Below are 19528 nucleotides of genomic sequence, written 5' to 3'. Positions count from 1 at the left end.
TCTTACATTCAACGGCAAGAATGCAGGAAAAAGAAATGGGGGATAAAATCCCCCATTTTGCTGATAACGCCCTGGTTTGACTGGCTAATTATTCGCCAGACGCCTGAGCTTCCGGCTTGCCGTAAATCAGCAGCGGTTTGGATTGGCCGGCGATGACCGACTCGTCGATCACCACTTTGTCTACGCTGTCCATCGACGGCAGATCGTACATGGTGTCGAGCAGCGCGCCTTCCACGATGGAACGCAGGCCGCGGGCGCCGGTCTTGCGCGCCATGGCTTTCTTGGCGATGGCGTTCAACGCTTCGTCGCGGAACTCCAGCTCCACGCCTTCCAGGTTGAACAGCGCCTGATACTGCTTGGTCAGGGCGTTCTTCGGCTCTTTCAGGATCTGAATCAGCGCGTCTTCGCTCAGCTCGCTCAGGGTCGCCACCACCGGCAGACGGCCGATGAACTCAGGGATCAGGCCGAACTTGATCAAATCTTCCGGTTCGGCCTGCAGCAGCAGTTCGCCTTCGGTCGCCTTTTCGGACTCGCCCTTGACGGTCGCGCCGAAGCCGATGCCGGAGCCGGTGTTGACGCGCTGGCCGATCACCTTATCCAGGCCGGCGAATGCACCGCCGCAGATAAACAGGATCTTGGAGGTATCGACCTGCAGGAACTCCTGTTGCGGATGCTTGCGCCCACCCTGCGGCGGAACCGCGGCGATGGTGCCTTCAATCAGCTTCAGCAGCGCCTGCTGCACGCCCTCACCCGAGACGTCGCGCGTGATCGACGGGTTGTCGGACTTGCGGGAAATCTTATCGATTTCATCGATATAAACGATGCCGCGCTGCGCTTTCTGCACGTCATAGTCACATTTTTGCAACAGCTTCTGGATAATATTTTCCACGTCCTCGCCCACGTAACCGGCTTCGGTCAGCGTGGTGGCGTCGGCCATGGTGAACGGCACGTCCAGGAAGCGCGCCAGCGTTTCCGCCAGCAGGGTTTTGCCGCTGCCGGTCGGGCCGATCAGCAAGATGTTGCTCTTGCCCAACTCGATACCGTTGCTGGTATCGCCGTTGCGCAGGCGTTTGTAGTGGTTGTATACCGCAACCGCCAGCACTTTCTTCGCCTGCTCCTGGCCGATGACGTAGTCATCCAGGTGGTGGCGGATCTCGTGCGGCGTCGGCAGCGCACTGCGCTCACGATGCGGGGCAACTTCTTTAATCTCTTCGCGAATAATGTCGTTACACAGATCGACACATTCATCGCAGATATACACTGACGGCCCGGCAATCAGCTTACGCACTTCATGCTGGCTTTTGCCGCAAAAAGAGCAGTACAGCAGCTTTCCTGAACCGTCTTTGCGCTTATCTGTCATCAGTCAAACCTCTTCTTTAGTCTTGTCCCGCAGGAAAATCACGGCGGCAGTGCGCCCAAACTCATATCGGGAACGCCGAGTGGCCACAGCAGAGCGAGCCCCTGCCCACTCTGATTACTATAGTCCATCGGCGCCGCGTGGTTCTAGCTGCGGTGTGTCAGAATGCCGTCAACCAGGCCGTATTCCACGGCTTCTTCCGCGGTCATAAAGCGATCGCGCTCGGTGTCGCGCTCGATCTGCTCCAGCGGCTGGCCGGTATGTTCCGCCATCAGTTCGTTCATGCGCGCTTTCACCTTGAGGATTTCGCGCGCGTGGATTTCGATGTCCGTCGCCTGGCCCTGGTAGCCGCCCAGCGGCTGGTGAATCATCACGCGCGAGTTCGGCAGGCAGAAACGTTTGCCTTTGGCGCCCGCGGTCAGCAGGAAGGAGCCCATCGAGCACGCCTGCCCCATACAGATGGTGCTGACGTCCGGCTTGATGAACTTCATGGTGTCGTAAATCGACATGCCCGCGGTGATCACCCCGCCCGGCGAGTTGATGTAGAGGAAAATGTCTTTTTCCGGGCTTTCCGCTTCGAGGAACAGCATTTGCGCCACGATCAGGTTGGCCATGTGATCTTCCACCTGGCCGGTCAGGAAAATGATGCGCTCTTTCAGCAGGCGGGAATAGATGTCGTAAGAACGCTCCCCGCGTGAAGTCTGCTCTACCACCATCGGCACCAGCGCCATGTTCGGTGCAAATTGATCTCGTTCGCCACTGTATGACATTACCGTCTCCTAATAGAAATTGCCTTGGCGGCCAGGGTGTCACCCTAATACGCCGATTCTACTTGAGAACGGCCATGATGACTATGCTCAAGCATTCGACCCGCGCCGCACGTACCCGACGGTTATTTCATCCCGCGCACTTTGGCAAACAGCCCCAGAATTATTCTTTACAGATTGGGGGATCCCGGCGCGATTTCAAGCCCAGAGGCCGATTTTCTCCGCGCGTCGAAAACGATGCCGTTAATCTGACCGTTATCATGCCAGCCAGTTCCCCAGGCAACAGGGTAAATATAGTGCATATTGCCCCGCTTAACCTGAGATTAATCAGCAACGTGGCAAAAAGAAAAGCCCGCAACCTGAGGTTGCGGGCTTTTTCATCGTGCGCCGGTTCGCCAGGCGAAACCGGAGGCGCCGTTCATGGCGCCCGGCACGCCGGCATTACGCCTGTTGAGTCTGGTTCATCAGCTCGCTGAAAGTAGTGGCTTTTTCAGTCACTTTCGCTTTTGCCAGCAGGGCTTCAACCGCTTGCTCTTCCAGAGCCACGTTGCGCATGTTGTTCATCAGCTCTTTGTTTTTGCTGTAGAACTCGATGACTTCGCTCGGATCTTCGTAGGCAGAAGCCATTTCTTCGATCAGCGTCTTCACGCGGTCTTCGTCAGCTTTCAGGTCGTTGGTGCTGATCACTTCACCCAGCAGCAGGCCAACCACTACGCGGCGTTTCGCTTGCTCTTCGAACAGCTCGCGTGGCAGTTCCAGCGCTTGCTTCTCGTTGCCGCCGAAACGCTGTGCAGCCTGACGACGCAGCACGTCGATTTCGCCATCGATCAGGGCAGCTGGCACGTCGATTTCGTTCGCGCTCACCAGGCCGTCGATCGCCTGAGACTTGATGCGGTTACGCACGGCGCCTTTCAGCTCGCGCTCCATGTTCTTGCGAACTTCGGTGCGCAGGCCGGCAACGGAACCGTCCGCCACGCCGAAACGCTTGATGAACTCTTCGGTCAGCTCCGGCAGTTCGCGCTCTTCAACTTTCTTCAGCACGATAGCGAATTTGGCCGCTTTGCCCTTCAGGTTTTCCGCGTGGTAATCTTCCGGGAAGTTCACGTCGATGGAGAACTCTTCGCCCGCTTTGTGACCGACCAGGCCTTCTTCGAAGCCTGGGATCATGCGGCCCTGGCCCATTGCCAGTACGAAGTCGGACGCTTTGCCGCCTTCGAACTCTTCACCGTCGATAGAACCGGTGAAGTCAACGGTCACGCGATCTTCAGCTTCCGCTGCGCGATCGGTTTCTTTCCAGGTCGCCTGCTGCTTGCGCAGGGTGTCCAGCATCGCGTCGACGTCTTCGTCGTTCACTTCAACCACAGGTTTTTCAACTTCGATGTTTTCCAGGCCTTTCAGCTCAACTTCTGGATACACTTCGAATTCAACGGCGAAGGTGAAGTCTTCACCTTCTTTGTACTCGCCCGGCACGTAGTTTGGTGCGCCGGCCGGATTAATCTTTTCTTTGATGATCGCGTCAACGAAGCTGCGCTGCATCGCTTCGCCCAGCACGTCCTGACGAACAGAGGCGCCGTAACGCTGTTCCACGATGTTCATCGGCACTTTGCCTTTGCGGAAGCCGTCGATACGCACGCTTTTCGCTGCGTTGATCAGCTCTTTCTTCACCGCCTGCTTGATAGTATCAGCCGGTACAGTAATAGAGAGACGGCGCCCAAGGCCTTGAGTGGTTTCTACTGAAACTTGCATCTTGTTACCTCAAAAAAATCACAGTGCTCGGTCAACTCCGTTCCAAGAACCAGGACGGCTACAAATAAGAACCGAGTTCCCTGATGACAGAAGCGTCCCGAAACCATTCCGGAAAAATAAGACGCGACATTATAGCGGCGCATGCATGGCGAGTCGAGGAAAGCTAGGCGGCGCAGGCGCGCTAAAACTCACACTTTTGCCGATTCGATCGCCAAAAGGCCGCCAAAACAGCCCGAACGTTGGCCACATTGCGCATCGGCCGTGTCGTCGTCAAAAACAGAAACGGCCCGCAGGCCGTTTCAAAATTCGTCAGTAGTAATACCCTAATTCAAGGGCAAAGTTCCACTGATACCTGAAAATTTCCCCCTCAGGCCAGCGTCCCGGCGCCGCGACACGGCGGCGAGGCCGGCACGGTATCCTGCAACCCTTCCCACTCTTTGAGCGTGTAGGTGTGCAGCGCCAGCGCGTGTACGCCGTCCGCCAGCTCCTCCGACAGCACGCCGTAGATGGAGCGGTGGCGCGTCAAAAAACGTTCGCCGACGAAGCGATCGCTGACCAATACCACTTTGAAATGGCTTTCTGAACCCGCCGGAACGTTATGACGATAGCTTTCATCAACGACTTCCAGATACGCGGGCTCAAACGCCGCCCTTAACTTTGCTTCTATTTGCTCGCGAATCATAGGATCTCCTTACAACACCGGCAGAGGACCGTGCCCATCTAGTTCAATATTAGCCGGTTTCCCCCCGTTTAGACCATCGCCGGGACAAATTTCTCTTTTCTGCGGTCAAATGATGAGCGTCATCCCCGCCGCTTGGGGGATTATCCGATTGAGCGGGCCAAAAAAGCGTGTTTTTATCAACGGCAGGTAAAAATTTGTCACTCAGGCGCCTTCCGCGCTTCCACCGCACGGCGGCGATGCTATGATGTCGGCAATTTGTTGTCGGCTATCCCGCTCTGATTATTGCTAAATCCATCGAGAATGAGACAGAAAATATGTTAAAGAAACTTTGTCTTCCTTTGCTGGCCGCCCTGCTGCTGGCCGGCTGCGCGACCAGCAGCAACACCCTCAACGTCACGCCGAAAATCGTTCTGCCGCAGCAGGATCCTACCCTGCAGGGCATCACCGTCAGCATCAACGGCGCGGATCAGCGCACCGATCAGGCGCTGGCCAAGGTGAACCGCGACGGCCAGTTGGTCACGCTGACGCCATCGCGCGATCTGCGTTTCCTGCTGCAGGAAGTGCTGGAGAAACAGATGGGCGCACGCGGCTACATGATCGGCGCCGACGGCCCGGTGGCGCTGCAAATCGTCGTCAATAATCAGTACGCGGACGTCTCCGAAGGCAACCTGCGCTACAACATCACCACCAAAGCCGACATCTCGATCATCGCCCAGGCGAAGAACGGCAACAAGCAGGTGAAGAATTACCGCTCGACCTATAACGTGCAGGGCGCCTTCACGGCCACCAACGAGAAGATCACCGACGCCGTCAACTCCGTGCTGGGCGACGTGATCGCCGATATGGCCCAGGACACCAGCGTCAACGATTTCATCAAGCAAAACGCGCGCTAATCGCCGCGCCTTGTGCCGCCCGGCGGATCGGGCGGCGCAGACAGGGAACTCATGTCGAAACACTATCTGAACATCTTCACCCAGCGTAACTCCGCCATTCTGCTGCTGCTGGGCTTCGCGTCGGGTCTGCCGCTGGCATTGACCTCCGGCACGCTGCAAGCCTGGATGACCGTCGAAAATATCGATCTGAAAACCATCGGCATCTTCTCGCTGGTGGGCCAGGCCTACGTCTTCAAATTCCTCTGGTCGCCGTTCATGGACCGCTATACCCCACCGTTCCTCGGGCGGCGGCGCGGTTGGCTGCTGGTCAGCCAGTTGCTGCTGGTGGCGGCGATCGTGGCGATGGGCTTTATGCAGCCCGCGCAGCACCTGTGGTGGCTGGCGGCGTTGGCGGTGCTGGTGGCGTTCTGCTCCGCCTCGCAAGATATCGTGTTCGACGCCTACAAGACCGATCTGCTGAAAGCCGAAGAGCGCGGGGCGGGCGCGGCGATCTCGGTGCTGGGTTACCGGCTGGCGATGCTGGTTTCCGGCGGCCTGGCGCTGTGGCTGGCGGATCGCTATTTCGGCTGGCAAGCCACCTACTGGCTGATGGCCGGATTGATGCTGATCGGCGTGGCCGCCACGCTACTGGCGCCGGAGCCGGACGAAAGCATCCCGGCGCCGCGCACCATGGAACAGGCGGTCGTCGCGCCGCTGCGCGATTTCTTCGGCCGCAACAACGCCTGGCTGATCCTGCTGCTGATCGTGATGTACAAAATGGGCGACGCCTTCGCCGGCAGCCTCAGCACCACCTTCCTGATCCGCGGCGTGGGGTTCGACGCCGGTGAAGTCGGGCTGGTCAACAAAACCCTCGGCCTGTTCGCCACCATCGTCGGCGCCCTGTTCGGCGGTGTGCTGATGCAGCGTCTCAGCCTGTTCCGCGCGCTGATGCTGTTCGGCGTCCTGCAGGCGGTCTCCAACCTCGGGTATTGGATCCTGGCGGTGACCGACAAGAGCCTGCTCACCATGGGCAGCGCCATCTTCCTCGAAAACCTGTGTGGCGGCATGGGCACCGCGGCCTTCGTGGCGCTGCTGATGACGCTGTGCAACCGTTCGTTCTCCGCCACCCAGTTCGCGCTGCTGTCGGCGCTGTCCGCCGTGGGGCGCGTCTATGTCGGCCCGATCGCCGGCTGGTTCGTCGAAGCCCACGGCTGGCCGTTGTTCTACCTGTTCTCTATCGCCGCCGCCCTGCCCGGCTTGCTGCTGCTCGGCATCTGCCGTCAGACGCTGGAGCACACCCAGCAGCATGGCGACTTCATGCCGCGCACCGAGTTTTCAGAATCTTACCGTTGGGCACTGCGCCTGCTGACGCTAGGCTGTTCACTGTTGGGCCTGTGGTTGCTGTTGCTGATCGCCAATGCGCTGGACTGGACGCAGGCACCGCTGCTGGCCGATCGGCTGCTGCAAGTCGGCGCCGCGCTGAGCCTGCTCGGCGTCGCGATGGGCAGCACGCTGGATTACCTCGCCCTTCGCCGCACCCGTTTGGCATAATCTGACCGGCCGGCGATTTCGCCGGCCGAAAAAAAAGCGATCCGCGGGTATATTTATTTCGGTAAAAAAAGATAATCGGCGCGAAAATTATTTTTTTATCCGACTGCCGCGCTCGGAAATAAAATTAAATTCACCTTTAAGACACAATTATTTTACATTAAATAAACCTTTTCTTCGTATTTCCCTGCCGCGCATTTCTTCGCCAAATTCATCATACCTTTAGTTTTCCTTAACATACGGGCTGCTCGTCACGATTCAGCGTGCCAACGCGTTGTTGTCATTAGTAAATTGTCACGCAGGGTTACATCTGTGACCCCCTTAACAGAAAGTGTCAACAAGCCGCTGACACTCCCTTAAGCATGTTTACAGTACTGCAACCTTCCCGTAAAATGCCCGCACACATGAAACGACAATTGAGCCTTTGTTATTGAGGTCGTTAGATGAGACTTAAGAAATACAATAAAAGTATTGGGATGCTGTCATTAATCGCAGCCACTGTATTGCTCAGTGGTTGCGATATGGTTTTGATGAATCCCAAAGGAGCAATTGGTGTTGAGCAACGGACACTGATTATCACTGCAATCGCGTTGATGTTGATCGTGGTGGTGCCAGTTATCTTCATGGCGTTCGCCTTTGCCTGGAAGTATCGCGCTTCCAACAAAGACGCCAAGTACAGTCCGAACTGGGCCCACTCCAACAAGATCGAAGCGGTCGTCTGGACCATTCCTATCATTATCATCGCCATCCTTGGCACCATTACCTGGAAGACTACCCACGAACTCGACCCGTTCAAGCCGATTGTCACCGACAAGAAGCCGATGACGATCGAAGTGGTGTCGCTCGACTGGAAATGGCTGTTCATCTACCCGGAACAAGGCATTGCGACCGTTAATGAGCTGGCTTTCCCGAAAGATGTTCCAGTCGAATTCAAGATCACCTCTAACTCGGTAATGAACTCGTTCTTTATCCCGCAGTTGGGTGGACAGATTTATGCGATGGCCGGCATGCAGACCAAACTGCACCTGATCGGCAACGAAGCCGGTGCCTACAAAGGCATCTCCAGCAGCTACAGCGGCGCAGGCTTCTCCGGTATGAAATTCACCGCGATCGTTACCCCGACCGAAGGCGACTTCGATCAGTGGGTGGCCAAGGTGAAGGCATCGTCTAAAAACCTGAACACCACCGACGACTTTAACAAACTGGCAGAGCCGAGTGAAAACAACCCGGTTGAGTACTTTGCCGCTGTCAAACCGAATTTGTTCAAAGAAACAATTGCCAAATTCATGGGCGACATGGATATGCACAAAGGCGCTGGCGCGCACGAAGGCATGGACATGAGCCAAGGTATGGACATGGGTGAACATGCTGCTCACGCCGGAGCCGAGGAATAACTGATGTTGGGAAAATTAACACTTGATGCGGTTCCGTACCACGAACCGATCATCATGGTCACCGTAGCCGCAATTATTGTCGGGGGCCTGGCAGTGCTGGCGCTGCTGACATATTTCGGCAAATGGAAGTGGTTGTGGAGCGAATGGCTGACTTCGGTCGACCATAAAAAAATTGGTATCATGTACATCATCGTGGCGATGGTCATGCTGCTGCGCGGTTTCGCCGACGCCATCATGATGCGTAGCCAGCAGGCGTTGGCGTCCGCCGGCGAAGCCGGGTTCCTGCCGCCGCACCACTACGACCAGATCTTCACCGCGCACGGCGTTATCATGATCTTCTTCATGGCGATGCCTTTCGTGGTCGGCCTGATGAACGTCGTGGTGCCGCTGCAAATCGGTGCGCGCGACGTCGCCTTCCCGTTCCTGAACTCCCTGAGCTTCTGGTTCTTCGTGGTGGGCGTTGTGCTGATCAACATCTCCCTGGGGGTCGGTGAGTTCGCTCAGACCGGTTGGCTGGCGTATCCGCCGCTGTCGGGTAAAGAGTACAGTCCTGGCGTCGGGGTCGATTACTGGATCTGGAGTCTGCAGATTTCCGGTCTGGGTACCCTGCTGACCGGCGTGAACTTCTTCGCCACCATTCTGAAGATGCGTGCCCCAGGCATGCCTATGATGAAGATGCCGGTGTTCACCTGGGCGGCGCTGTGTACCAACGTCCTGATCATCGTTTCTTTCCCAATTCTGACCGTCACCATCGCGCTGCTGACCCTGGATCGCTATCTGGGCACCCATTTCTTCACCAATGATATGGGCGGCAACATGATGATGTACATCAACCTGATTTGGGCCTGGGGTCACCCAGAGGTGTATATCCTGGTTCTGCCGGTGTTCGGCGTGTTCTCCGAAGTCACCGCGACCTTCTCCAGAAAACGCCTGTTCGGCTATACCTCACTGGTATGGGCAACCATCGCGATCACCGTTCTGTCGTTCATCGTCTGGCTGCACCACTTCTTTACCATGGGGTCCGGCGCGAACGTTAACGCCTTCTTCGGTATCGCCACCATGATCATTTCCATCCCGACCGGGGTGAAAATCTTCAACTGGCTGTTCACCATGTATCAGGGCCGTATCAAGCTCAACTCCGCGATGCTGTGGACCGTTGGCTTCATCATCACCTTCTCCGTGGGTGGTATGACCGGCGTTCTGCTGGCGGTGCCGGGCGCGAACTTCGTGCTGCACAACAGCCTGTTCCTGATCGCTCACTTCCACAACGTCATCATCGGCGGCGTGGTGTTCGGTTGCTTCGCGGGCCTGACCTACTGGTTCCCGAAATCCTTCGGTTTCACGCTGAACGAAAAATGGGGCATCCGCGCGTTCTGGTTCTGGATCATCGGCTTCTTCACCGCCTTCATGCCGCTGTACGCATTGGGCTTTATGGGCATGACCCGTCGTATCAGCCAGAACATCAACCCTGAGTTCCACCCTCTGCTGCTGGTTGCAGCCGGCGGTGCGGCGCTGATCGCCTGCGGCATCCTGTGCCAGCTGATTCAGATCTTCGTCAGTATCCGTGACCGCGAACAGAACCGCGATCTGACCGGTGACCCATGGGGCGCTCGTACTCTGGAGTGGTCAACTTCGTCTCCACCGCCGTTCTATAACTTTGCCGTAGTGCCGCAGATTCATGACCGTGATGAATTCTGGGACATGAAAGAAAAAGGCGAAGCGTATAAGAAACCGGCTAAATACGAACCGATTCATATGCCTAAGAACACCGGCGCCGGCGTGATCATCGCCTTCTTCAGCCTGGTATTCGGTTTCGCAATGATTTGGGAAATCTGGTGGATGGCTCTGGCCGGCTTCATCGGTATGATCGTTGTCTGGATCGGCAAGAGCTTCGATCACGATGTTGACTACTATGTGCAGGTTGATGAAATCGAGCGCATTGAGAACCAACACTACGAACAAATCCGTAAAGCAGGCGTGAACCATGTCAACTGAAACTCTGACCAATCATAACGCAGCCCATGCAGAGCATGGGCACCACGACGCGGGAGAGACCAAAGTCTTCGGATTCTGGATCTACCTGATGAGCGACTGTATTTTGTTTGCGAGCTTGTTCGCGACTTATGCAGTCCTGGTGAACGGGACCGCTGGCGGTCCCTCAGGTAAAGACATCTTCGACCTGAAGTTTGTCCTGGTCGAAACTTTCCTGCTGTTGTTCAGCTCCATCACCTACGGCATGGCGATGATCGCCATGAACAAGGGTAAAGTTGGCGGTGTAAACACCTGGCTGTTCCTGACCTTCCTGTTTGGTCTGGGCTTCGTGGCGATGGAAATCTATGAATTCCATCATCTGATCGCCGAAGGCTTCGGTCCGGATCGCAGCGCGTTCCTGTCCAGCTTCTTCGCGCTGGTCGGCACCCACGGTCTGCACGTAACTTCCGGCCTGATTTGGATCATCGTGCTGATGATTCAGGTGAGCAAGTTCGGCCTGACCGCGACCAACAAAACCCGCCTGATGTGCCTGAGCCTGTTCTGGCACTTCCTGGACGTGGTCTGGATCTGCGTATTTACCGTTGTCTACCTGCTGGGGGTTATGTAATGAGCCATTCATCCCATGAAACCTCTCACGGCGGCGCAAGCCACGGCAGCGTGAAGTCATACCTGATCGGCTTTATTCTGTCGATCATCCTGACGGTAATTCCATTTGCGATGGTAATGAACGGCACTGCCTCTCATTCCACCATCCTGGCGGTTGTTGTCGGCATGGCGGTTATCCAGGTGATTGTTCACCTGGTTTACTTCCTGCACATGAACACCTCATCGGAAGAGCGCTGGAACCTGGTGGCATTGCTGTTCACCGCTATGATCATCGGTATCGTTGTTGTAGGTTCACTCTGGATTATGTACAACCTCAACATCAATATGATGGTCGATTAAGAGCTGAGCTGCACGTGATGATTAAGCAATACCTGCAAGTCACTAAACCAGGAATTATTTTCGGCAATTTAATTTCTGTCGTTGGGGGATTCCTGCTCGCTTCCAAAGGGAGCATCGACTATCCCCTGTTTCTCGCCACCCTGGTGGGTGTCTCGTTGGTGGTCGCGTCGGGCTGTGTGTTTAACAACTACATCGACCGCGACATCGACAAGAAAATGGAGAGAACGAAGAATCGGGTGCTGGTAAAAGGCCTGATCGCGCCGAGTGTCACCCTGGTTTATGCGACCGTTCTGGGTATTGTGGGCTTCGCGTTGCTGTATATCGCGGCCAACCCGCTGGCCATGTGGCTGGCGGTGATGGGCTTCGTGGTTTATGTCGGCGTTTACAGCCTGTACATGAAACGCCACTCGGTCTACGGCACGCTGATCGGCAGCCTGTCGGGCGCCGCGCCGCCGGTTATCGGCTACTGCGCGGTAACCAACGAGTTCGACGCCGGGGCGTTGATCCTGCTGGCTATCTTTAGCCTGTGGCAGATGCCGCATTCTTATGCGATCGCTATCTTCCGCTTTAAAGATTACCAGGCGGCCAACATTCCGGTGCTGCCGGTGGTGAAAGGCATTTCCGTCGCCAAGAACCACATCACGGTCTACATCCTGGCATTTATGATCGCCACGCTGATGCTGACCCTGGTGGGCTACGCCGGCTACAAATACCTGATCGTCGCTGCGGCGGTGAGCGTCTGGTGGCTGGGCATGGCGCTACGCGGTTACAAAACCGAAAACGACAGCGTCTGGGCGCGTAAACTGTTCGTGTTCTCCATCGTCGCCATCACCTCGCTGAGCGTGATGATGTCGATCGACTTCAGCGCCACGGCGGCGCCTGAAGCGCTGGTGACCTACGTTTGGTAAGCCAAATCATCTGTGAATGGGCCGCTTTTGCGGCCCATTTTATTTGTCACGCCGAAAAGCGGCCGAACTGTAATATCTGTTAAACAACATTCGATTTACCCCCCCTGCCCTGCACACTAAAATGACGCAGCTTTACAGAAATCATGCCATCAGGCGCTGTCTCAACGTCTGATGGCATGGTTTTTACCGAGGTTTGATGTGAACGATAATTCAATGACCCCGCAGGAGCGCCGCGCCACCTGGGGATTAGGCACCGTATTCTCCCTGCGCATGCTCGGCATGTTTATGGTACTGCCGGTGCTAACCACCTACGGCATGGCGCTCAACGGCGCCAGCGAAGCGCTGATCGGCATCGCCATCGGCATCTACGGCCTGGCGCAGGCGGTGTTTCAAATCCCGTTCGGCCTGGTGTCCGATCGCATCGGCCGCAAGCCGCTGATCGTCGGCGGCCTGCTGATCTTTGCCCTCGGCAGCGTGATCGCCGCCGCTACCGACTCGATCTGGGGCGTGATCCTCGGCCGCGCGCTACAAGGCTCCGGCGCCATCGCCGCCGCGGTAATGGCGCTGCTCTCCGATCTGACCCGCGAGCAGAACCGCACCAAGGCGATGGCGTTTATCGGCGTCAGCTTCGGCATCACCTTCGCCATCGCCATGGTATTGGGCCCTATCATCACCCACGCCTTAGGCCTGCATGCGCTGTTCTGGATGATCGCCGTACTGGCGCTGGCCGGCATTGTCATCACCCTGGCGGTGGTGCCTTCCGCCGACACTCACCTGCTGAACCGCGAGTCCAGCATCGTGCGCGGCAGCTTCCGCAAGGTGCTGAGCAACTCGCGCCTGCTGAAGCTCAACTTCGGCATCATGTGCCTGCATATCCTGCTGATGTCGAGCTTCGTGGCGCTGCCGCTGGCGATGGAAAAAGCCGGGCTGGCGGCCAGCGAGCACTGGATCGTCTACCTGGTCACCATGCTGGTGTCGTTCGCCGCCGTGGTGCCTTTCATCATCTATGCCGAAAAATATCGCCGCATGAAACAGGTGTTTATGGGCTGCGTGGCGGTGCTGTTCTGCGCCGAAGTGTTGCTGTGGCTCTCCGGCGCGCGCCTGTGGGGCATCATCGCCGGCGTGCAGCTGTTCTTCATAGCCTTCAACGTGATGGAAGCCATTCTGCCTTCGCTGATCAGCAAAGAATCGCCGGCCGGCTACAAGGGCACCGCGATGGGGGTCTACTCCACCAGCCAGTTTATCGGCGTGGCGATCGGCGGCAGCCTCGGCGGCTGGCTATACGGATTGCAGGGCGCAGGGCTGGTGTTTATCGCCGGCGCCGTGTTGGCCGCGGTCTGGTTCCTGGTCAGCAGCACCATGAAAGAGCCGCCGTATGTCAGCAGCCTGCGCATTACGCTGTCGGAACTGGCGGTAAAGGATTCGGCGCTGGAAAGCCGCCTGAAGGCGCAGCCCGGCGTGGCCGAAGCGATCGTGGTGCCGGAAGAGCGCAGCGCCTACGTCAAGGTGGATACCAAGCAGACCAATCGCGGTCAGCTGGAAGCGCTGGTCAATTCGCTATAAAGCATCAGGGCCGGCAATGCCGGCCCCGTAGAGATTAATCGCGGAAGTTCTTGAACTGGAACGGCTGCCCCAGATCGCCGCCGCGCACCAGCGCCATCACGCTCTGCAAATCGTCGCGTGACTTGCCGGTCACCCGCACTTCTTCGCCCTGGATCTGCGCCTGCACCTTCAGCTTGCTGTCTTTGATCAGCTTGACGATTTTCTTCGCCACAGAGGTTTCAATCCCCTGCTTCAGCTTGGCTTCCACGCTGTAGGTTTTACCGCTGTGGGTAAACTCTTCCGGGATCTCCAGCGCGGCGCCGTCGATGCTGCGCTTGCTCAGCTTTTCGCGCAGAATGTCGAGCAGCTGCTGCACCTGGAAATCAGACTCGGTGGCAACCTTGATGCTTTGGTTTTTCTCGTTTAGCTCAAAGCTGGCCGGCACGTTGCGAAAATCCCAGCGGGTGCCGAGATCGCGGGTGGCGTTCTCAACGGCGTTACGCACTTCCTGCATATCAATTTCGGAAACGATGTCGAAAGATGGCATACTTCTTCCTCCTGAATGAGTGCCTAATAGCTTAGGCGATTTTGATGCCGAGCATGATAACCGCTTTGCCGCCTCAGACAAAATCTGCTGAACGCACGCAGGGATAGCGCTTCGGGCTGCCATAAAGCCTATAGTTAATTCACGGTAATTGAGCGGTATTCCCGTGTTTCCAAGGAGACTGAATGAAAATAACCATTCTTGGTTGCGGCGCGCTCGGACAACTGTGGCTCTCCCGGCTGTATCAACAGGGCCACGATGTGCAGGGATGGCTAAGAGTGCCTCAGCCTTTTTGCGCCGTGAACGTGATAGAGCCAGAAGGCGTCTCGTTTAATCGCAACTTGCCCACCAACGATCCGGAGCACCTCGCGCAGAGCGAGCTGCTGCTGGTGACGCTGAAAGCCTGGCAGGTGTCCAGCGCGGTCAGCGCGCTGCTGCCGAAGCTGAACCCCCAGTGCGCCATTTTGCTGCTGCACAACGGCATGGGCACCCAGGAGGAGCTGCCGCCGAACGGCCAGCCGATCCTGCAGGGCACCACCACCCACGCCGCGCGCCACGAAGGCAGCACCATTATTCACGTCGCCACCGGCATCACCCACATTGGCCCCACCTCGCCGGCCGCCCAACACCTCAGCCACCTGGCGGAAGTGCTGCATCAGGCGCTGCCCGACGTCGCCTGGCACAACAACATCGCCTCGGCCAACTGGCGCAAGCTGGCGGTCAACTGCGTGATCAACCCGCTGACGGCGCTGTACGGCTGCCGCAACGGCGATCTGCAGCGCTACCCGGAACAGATCGAAACGCTGTGCCGTGAAGTCGCCAGCGTGATGGCGATGGAGGGCTACCACACCTCCTGCGAAGGTCTGATGCAGTACGTGATGGACGTGATCCACAGCACCGCCGACAACGTTTCGTCGATGCTGCAGGATATCCGCAGCCAGCGGCACACCGAGATCGACTACATCACCGGTTACCTGCTGCGCCGCGCGCGCAGCCACGGCCTCACGCTGCCGGAGAATGCGCGGCTGTTTGAACTGATTAAACGAAAGGAAAATGAATATGAGCGTATCGGCGCTGGTCTGCCTGGCACCTGGTAGCGAAGAAATCGAAGCCGTCACCACCCTCGATCTGCTGGTGCGGGCGGGCGTAAAAGTCACTACCGCCAGCGTTGCCGGCGACGGCGAGCTGACTATCGTCTGTTCGCGCGGCGTCAAGCTGCTGGCCGACGCGCCGCTGGTGGCGATCGTCGATGAGCCGTTCGACGCCATCGTACTGCCCGGCGGCCTGAAAGGCGCAGAATGCTTCCGCGACAGCCCGCTGCTGGTGGAAAAGGTGCGGCAGATGCATCTGCAGGGCAACATTGTCGCCGCCATCTGCGCGGCGCCGGCGCTGGTGCTGCAGCATCACGATCTGTTCCCGAGCGGCAACATGACCGGCTTCCCGGGCCTGAAAGACCAGATACCGGCGGATAAATGGATGGAGCGCCGCGTGGTGTACGACGCGCGCGTCAACCTGCTCACCAGCCAGGGGCCGGGCACCGCGATGGAGTTCGCGCTGAAGCTGATAGACCTGCTGCTCGGCAAGGCCAAGGCGGCGGAGATCGCCGCGCAGCTGGTGCTGATCCCCGGGATGTACGATTATCGCGACAGTGAAGAAAACTGAATCAGCGATCGTAAACACGGGGCGCAGATCCGCGCCCCGTATCGCGTCAAAAACTGAGCTGGCTGGAGAAGCCCAAAACCAGACGCTCACTCGGCAGCGCGCCGGGTTTGATCACCGGCGTGCCGGCGAAAATGTCCGCAGCAAAACGCCCCTGATTCACCTGCAGGCCAATGACGCTCCCCGCCAACTGGCCGCCTTCCCCCTGTTGTTTGGCCAACTGCCCGTAGTCGAATCCAATATAGGGTTGCAGCATGTCACGTTCCAACGTCAGCGTATTGCGCAGATACCCTCCGCTGCTGCCGATCAATTTGCTGTCGCCGCTAAACCCACGCACCGTAGAACGGTCGCCGATAAACGACTTATCCTGGATCGGCTGTGCGGCGCTCGCCCATTGCCCCGATAACTCCCCGAGATAACGCAAACGATGACCAAATGCATTGAAGGGTTTCAGCATACTGCCGCCCGCTCGCAGCTGCTGTTCGGCATGTGAGCTCCCCTTCCCGACCCCGGCAAGGGCGTCGGCGGTCAGCGCGATTTGCGCACGGGCGCCATAATAAAGATGGCTGACGCCCAGCTTCAGGCTGGTTAGCCGTGCGCTCTGCAAGGCAATCTCCGTGTCATTGAGGTAATAGCGGTAATGACGTTGCAGCAGTTGCGCATTCAACGACGTTTTCTCATTCATCCCGCGCGCCAACGTATAGTCAGCCTGCAGCCCCCAATACTGCGAACGGCCGTTATAGCGATAATCGGTGAAGTTGCCGGCGAAAGTCTGGTGATAGCGGCTGTCTCCGCCCAACGCGCTGAAGCGCCAGTATCCCCAAGGCAAGCTATAGTACAGGGCGCGGCTTTCATTGCCTTTGCCCGGCGGCGCCAGAATGCTGCGCGCCATCGACAGGTAAAAAACGTCGCCCAAGGCGGTCAGATTATCGAGATACAGCGCGCCGCCGGTCTGATAACGCCCCGTAGAACGAACGCCGGCGTCATCCGCCCAGGCGGTAAAACGCCAATATTTATCCTGTTGGCGCAGGATCTCGATATCGCTTTCGCCAGCTCGTTCGCCCGGAGCAATGCGGATATCGCTGATGACGCCCGGTATCCCCCCCATGTTCTCCAGCCCTTGCTCGATACTACGCAAATTCAGCACATCGCCGGCCGCAATGGGAAAAAGCGCATCGGGGCGGAAATAGGCGCTGCTGCCCGCCTGCATTTTCAGCTGACCGATGCGGCCATAATGCACACGAACCTTCAGTATCCCTGCCGGTACCTCTTGAACGTCGAGCTGCACCCGCGAAGTGATATAGCCTTGCGCTATCAGCGCGTTTTGCAGCTTTTTGCGCAACCTCGCCAACCCTTTCTCCCCCATACAGCGGCCACGGGCCGTATGCGCCAACTGTTTGAAAGCCGTGAGGCGTAGCGGCGCCGTCGCCGTTTCGACTTTATCGATCATCCAACACGGAGATTCGCTGATAAATATGTCCGCTTGCGCGTTTTGCTCCGGCTGCGGCGACAAAACAGGAGGGGTGGACGGTAACAGCTTGCGTTGCGTATCGCCGATGAGGCTTTCCTGGCTAACGCGTTGTTTGGCCGGCGCCGGCGTGGCTTCAGCGCGGCTGCAACAGCTGAACAGCACGCCCAGACAAAGAATAAGACATTCCCTTTTCATGCTCTCTCATCCATTCCCCCACCCTTGGGTGGGGGAAACGTTTGTCACATCCAATAAGACCAACCGTAAGGCCAGCCGAAACCGCCGTATCCCCAACCCCAGCTATTCGCGGGCTTGTTGATGTCGCGGCCGTTGTTGGTGACCGCGCCGGACGTGGAGCGCATCGTGCCTGAGTTGTTGAAAGAGACGCCGCGATGGCTGATATCGCCATAGGCTTCAATCCTGCCGTAGTTGCTGAAACTGGTGTCCGACAAGCTGATGGAAGAAGCGCGAGAAACGATGCTCCCGCGGTTGGTGATGGACGTTCCCTGGATCGCCGCGCCGTTTTGGGCTTCGATCACGCCATTGCCGGCGTTGAACAAGCTGGTGGCGTTGAGTTGCAAAGCCTGCGCGGATTGAATGCCGCCGGTATTGTCGACGCGGGTCGCCCGCAGTGTCAGCGCGCCGTTTTGCGTTTTGACGCTGCCGCGATTGTTCAGTTGGGTCGCATTCAGCCGTATTGCCCCGCCCTCAATGCGGCCGATATTGTCCAGCTGCGTTGCCGTCAGGGAGGCCGAACGCGCACTCACGTTCTTTTCATTTTGCAGCCGGGTAGCGCTGATGTTCAATTGCCCCTGTGAAGCGATATTTCCTTGATTGACCAGCGAGTCGGTACTGATGTCGGCGCCGCCATTTTTCGCCTGAATCTGCCCGCGGTTGGCGATACCGACGGAAGCGCGGGATACGTTTTGAGCGCCGTTGCCGATTTGCACGCGCTCATCACTTCCCGCGTCGGTCTGAATACTGACGATGCTGACATTGTTCAACGCGGCGCCGGCGTTGGAGACCGCGCCATTGGCATTGCCGCTATTGACGCCTACGCCGTTTTCATTGGCGACCAACTTAATCTTGTTGGCGTACATGCCGCCCAACTCGGCGACGTCGATCAACACTTCAGGCTTATCTTTAGACGCTTCAACGCTATTGAAGCGGGATAGATCCGCCGAAACCGTTTTTTTCCCCGCCGAGACTAACAGGGCGTCCGCATGAACCGCCGCGCTGATTTCCGCCGTGCGCGCAATAACAGCCGTATAATCGACATCGCCCTTCGTCAAGCCCTCCCCCTCGACTCGAATATTGCCTTGATTAACGTGGTAGCCGTTAAAAGCACCGTCCTTGAACTGCAAATCGGCGGTAGTTAATACGCCGTTGCGGGCATTAATAAAACCGCAACCGTTGCAGGTAATGCCGGATTTATTGGCAATGACAACATCGGCACGTTGCCCGGCGACCTCTACCATCCCCTTCAAAATACTTTTATTTACCGAATTCACTTCATTCAGAATTACCTTAGCTGCACGGCCCTCTAACTGAGCGTTCCCCGCAACGGTTCCGGCCAATGACGTATTCGCGCCCGCAAGGCTGTTATTTAAAATAGCGCCCTGAGCGCCAACGTCGAACTGCGTGTAAACGTTATGCGAGACACCGTCCGCACCCGCACGATTGATATTCACCACCGGCACCTGATTGATATGGTCAACCGATGCGCCCCCCGTCTGAGGTGCTATTTGCGCCAACAGCGGCGCGCTGGGCAACAGCAACGCCGCTGCCGACAACAGCAATGTCGTCTTATTCATTTTCATTAATCGCTCTCCTTAAATAACGTTGTCCATCCCTGCCAACCATTAACTGACGTTCAGACTAATGGCGAAAAACATTAATGGCCATAGGGATATTCTCCTTTGCAATGTGCATTACCCTGATAACCATAAAATACGAATGGCCTATGCTCAGCAAAAATATAATTTGCACAGTAAGAGAAAAAATATGCGCAATCAAATGCCAAAACACAATTTCAATAGGGAATCTGCAGATAAACGCCGACAGGGTTGCCAGCGTTCGATAACAATAATATCCATACCATCAA

The 19528-nt window shown here is 57.2% G+C and carries 17 protein-coding genes; 10 read left to right on the top strand and 7 right to left on the bottom strand.

Annotated elements, in window-relative coordinates; all coding sequences use genetic code 11:
* Positions 1-88: 88 nt before the first annotated feature.
* From clpX to bolA, 4 genes are all read right to left on the bottom strand, one after another.
* Positions 89-1360 (bottom strand): ATP-dependent protease ATP-binding subunit ClpX, encoded by a 1272-nt coding sequence (gene clpX, locus ACJ8PI_RS00810; protein ID WP_004940354.1) that lies wholly within the window; start codon positions 1358-1360, stop codon positions 89-91.
* Positions 1361-1503: 143 nt separating this feature from the next.
* Complete coding sequence (gene clpP, locus ACJ8PI_RS00805) at positions 1504-2127, bottom strand: ATP-dependent Clp endopeptidase proteolytic subunit ClpP (RefSeq protein WP_016928858.1); 624 nt, start codon at positions 2125-2127, stop codon at positions 1504-1506.
* 438 nt (positions 2128-2565) lie between these two features.
* On the bottom strand, positions 2566-3870 hold the full coding sequence (tig, locus tag ACJ8PI_RS00800) for a trigger factor (RefSeq protein ID WP_004940358.1): 1305 nt from the start codon (positions 3868-3870) through the stop codon (positions 2566-2568).
* A 367-nt stretch (positions 3871-4237) separates the two neighbouring features.
* On the bottom strand, positions 4238-4552 hold the full coding sequence (bolA, locus tag ACJ8PI_RS00795; protein WP_004940361.1) for a transcriptional regulator BolA: 315 nt from the start codon (positions 4550-4552) through the stop codon (positions 4238-4240).
* A 314-nt stretch (positions 4553-4866) separates the two neighbouring features.
* On the opposite strand from bolA, the gene ACJ8PI_RS00790 reads away from it, so the two are divergent.
* The 8 genes from ACJ8PI_RS00790 to ACJ8PI_RS00755 all read left to right on the top strand — a co-directional run bounded on the left by ACJ8PI_RS00790 (position 4867) and on the right by ACJ8PI_RS00755 (position 13774).
* Positions 4867-5445, top strand: a complete 579-nt coding sequence (locus tag ACJ8PI_RS00790; protein ID WP_399573428.1) for a lipoprotein — start codon at positions 4867-4869, stop codon at positions 5443-5445.
* A gap of 51 nt (positions 5446-5496) precedes the next feature.
* A complete protein-coding gene (gene ampG / locus ACJ8PI_RS00785; protein WP_033653264.1) occupies positions 5497-6975 on the top strand; it encodes a muropeptide MFS transporter AmpG in 1479 nt (492 codons plus the stop codon).
* A 440-nt stretch (positions 6976-7415) separates the two neighbouring features.
* Positions 7416-8366, top strand: coding sequence for a cytochrome o ubiquinol oxidase subunit II (gene cyoA, locus ACJ8PI_RS00780; RefSeq protein WP_025301763.1), 951 nt, complete (start codon positions 7416-7418; stop codon positions 8364-8366).
* Positions 8367-8369: 3 nt separating this feature from the next.
* Positions 8370-10361, top strand: a complete 1992-nt coding sequence (gene cyoB, locus ACJ8PI_RS00775) for a cytochrome o ubiquinol oxidase subunit I (protein WP_033637313.1) — start codon at positions 8370-8372, stop codon at positions 10359-10361.
* On the top strand, positions 10351-10965 hold the full coding sequence (locus ACJ8PI_RS00770; protein ID WP_004940367.1) for a cytochrome o ubiquinol oxidase subunit III: 615 nt from the start codon (positions 10351-10353) through the stop codon (positions 10963-10965). Before cyoB ends, ACJ8PI_RS00770 begins: the two co-directional genes overlap by 11 nt.
* Complete coding sequence (locus ACJ8PI_RS00765; RefSeq protein ID WP_004940369.1) at positions 10965-11303, top strand: cytochrome o ubiquinol oxidase subunit IV; 339 nt, start codon at positions 10965-10967, stop codon at positions 11301-11303. The genes ACJ8PI_RS00770 and ACJ8PI_RS00765 overlap by 1 nt, the downstream gene beginning before the upstream one ends.
* Positions 11304-11320: 17 nt before the next feature.
* A complete protein-coding gene (gene cyoE / locus ACJ8PI_RS00760; RefSeq protein WP_019454196.1) occupies positions 11321-12211 on the top strand; it encodes a heme o synthase in 891 nt (296 codons plus the stop codon).
* A gap of 198 nt (positions 12212-12409) precedes the next feature.
* Positions 12410-13774, top strand: coding sequence for an MFS transporter (locus ACJ8PI_RS00755; protein WP_033653267.1), 1365 nt, complete (start codon positions 12410-12412; stop codon positions 13772-13774).
* Between the two features lie 34 nt (positions 13775-13808).
* Here ACJ8PI_RS00755 and ACJ8PI_RS00750 read toward each other — a convergent pair whose 3' ends face one another.
* Positions 13809-14300, bottom strand: coding sequence for a YajQ family cyclic di-GMP-binding protein (locus tag ACJ8PI_RS00750; RefSeq protein WP_004940373.1), 492 nt, complete (start codon positions 14298-14300; stop codon positions 13809-13811).
* 182 nt (positions 14301-14482) lie between these two features.
* On the opposite strand from ACJ8PI_RS00750, the gene panE reads away from it, so the two are divergent.
* Entirely contained in the window at positions 14483-15394 is a 912-nt protein-coding gene (gene panE, locus ACJ8PI_RS00745; protein ID WP_033647309.1) for a 2-dehydropantoate 2-reductase, read from the top strand.
* Positions 15357-15959, top strand: coding sequence for a protein deglycase YajL (gene yajL / locus ACJ8PI_RS00740; RefSeq protein ID WP_164134444.1), 603 nt, complete (start codon positions 15357-15359; stop codon positions 15957-15959). The genes panE and yajL overlap by 38 nt, the downstream gene beginning before the upstream one ends.
* 46 nt (positions 15960-16005) lie before the next feature.
* On the opposite strand, the gene ACJ8PI_RS00735 is transcribed toward yajL, so the two are convergent.
* Both ACJ8PI_RS00735 and ACJ8PI_RS00730 read right to left on the bottom strand, forming a co-directional pair.
* Positions 16006-17622 carry a ShlB/FhaC/HecB family hemolysin secretion/activation protein gene (locus ACJ8PI_RS00735; RefSeq protein WP_041033637.1) on the bottom strand — a complete coding sequence of 539 codons (1617 nt, stop codon included), beginning with the start codon at positions 17620-17622 and terminating at the stop codon, positions 16006-16008.
* 44 nt (positions 17623-17666) lie between these two features.
* On the bottom strand, positions 17667-19244 hold the full coding sequence (locus tag ACJ8PI_RS00730) for a filamentous hemagglutinin N-terminal domain-containing protein (RefSeq protein ID WP_164134445.1): 1578 nt from the start codon (positions 19242-19244) through the stop codon (positions 17667-17669).
* Between the last annotated feature and the right edge of the window lie 284 nt (positions 19245-19528).

Source organism: Serratia sp. CY82433, from assembly GCF_052166535.1.
In the GTDB taxonomy this organism is placed as follows: domain Bacteria; phylum Pseudomonadota; class Gammaproteobacteria; order Enterobacterales; family Enterobacteriaceae; genus Serratia; species Serratia sarumanii.
The sequence above is the reverse complement of the archived record's forward strand: the minus strand, read 5'-3'. Positions and strand labels throughout refer to the sequence as shown.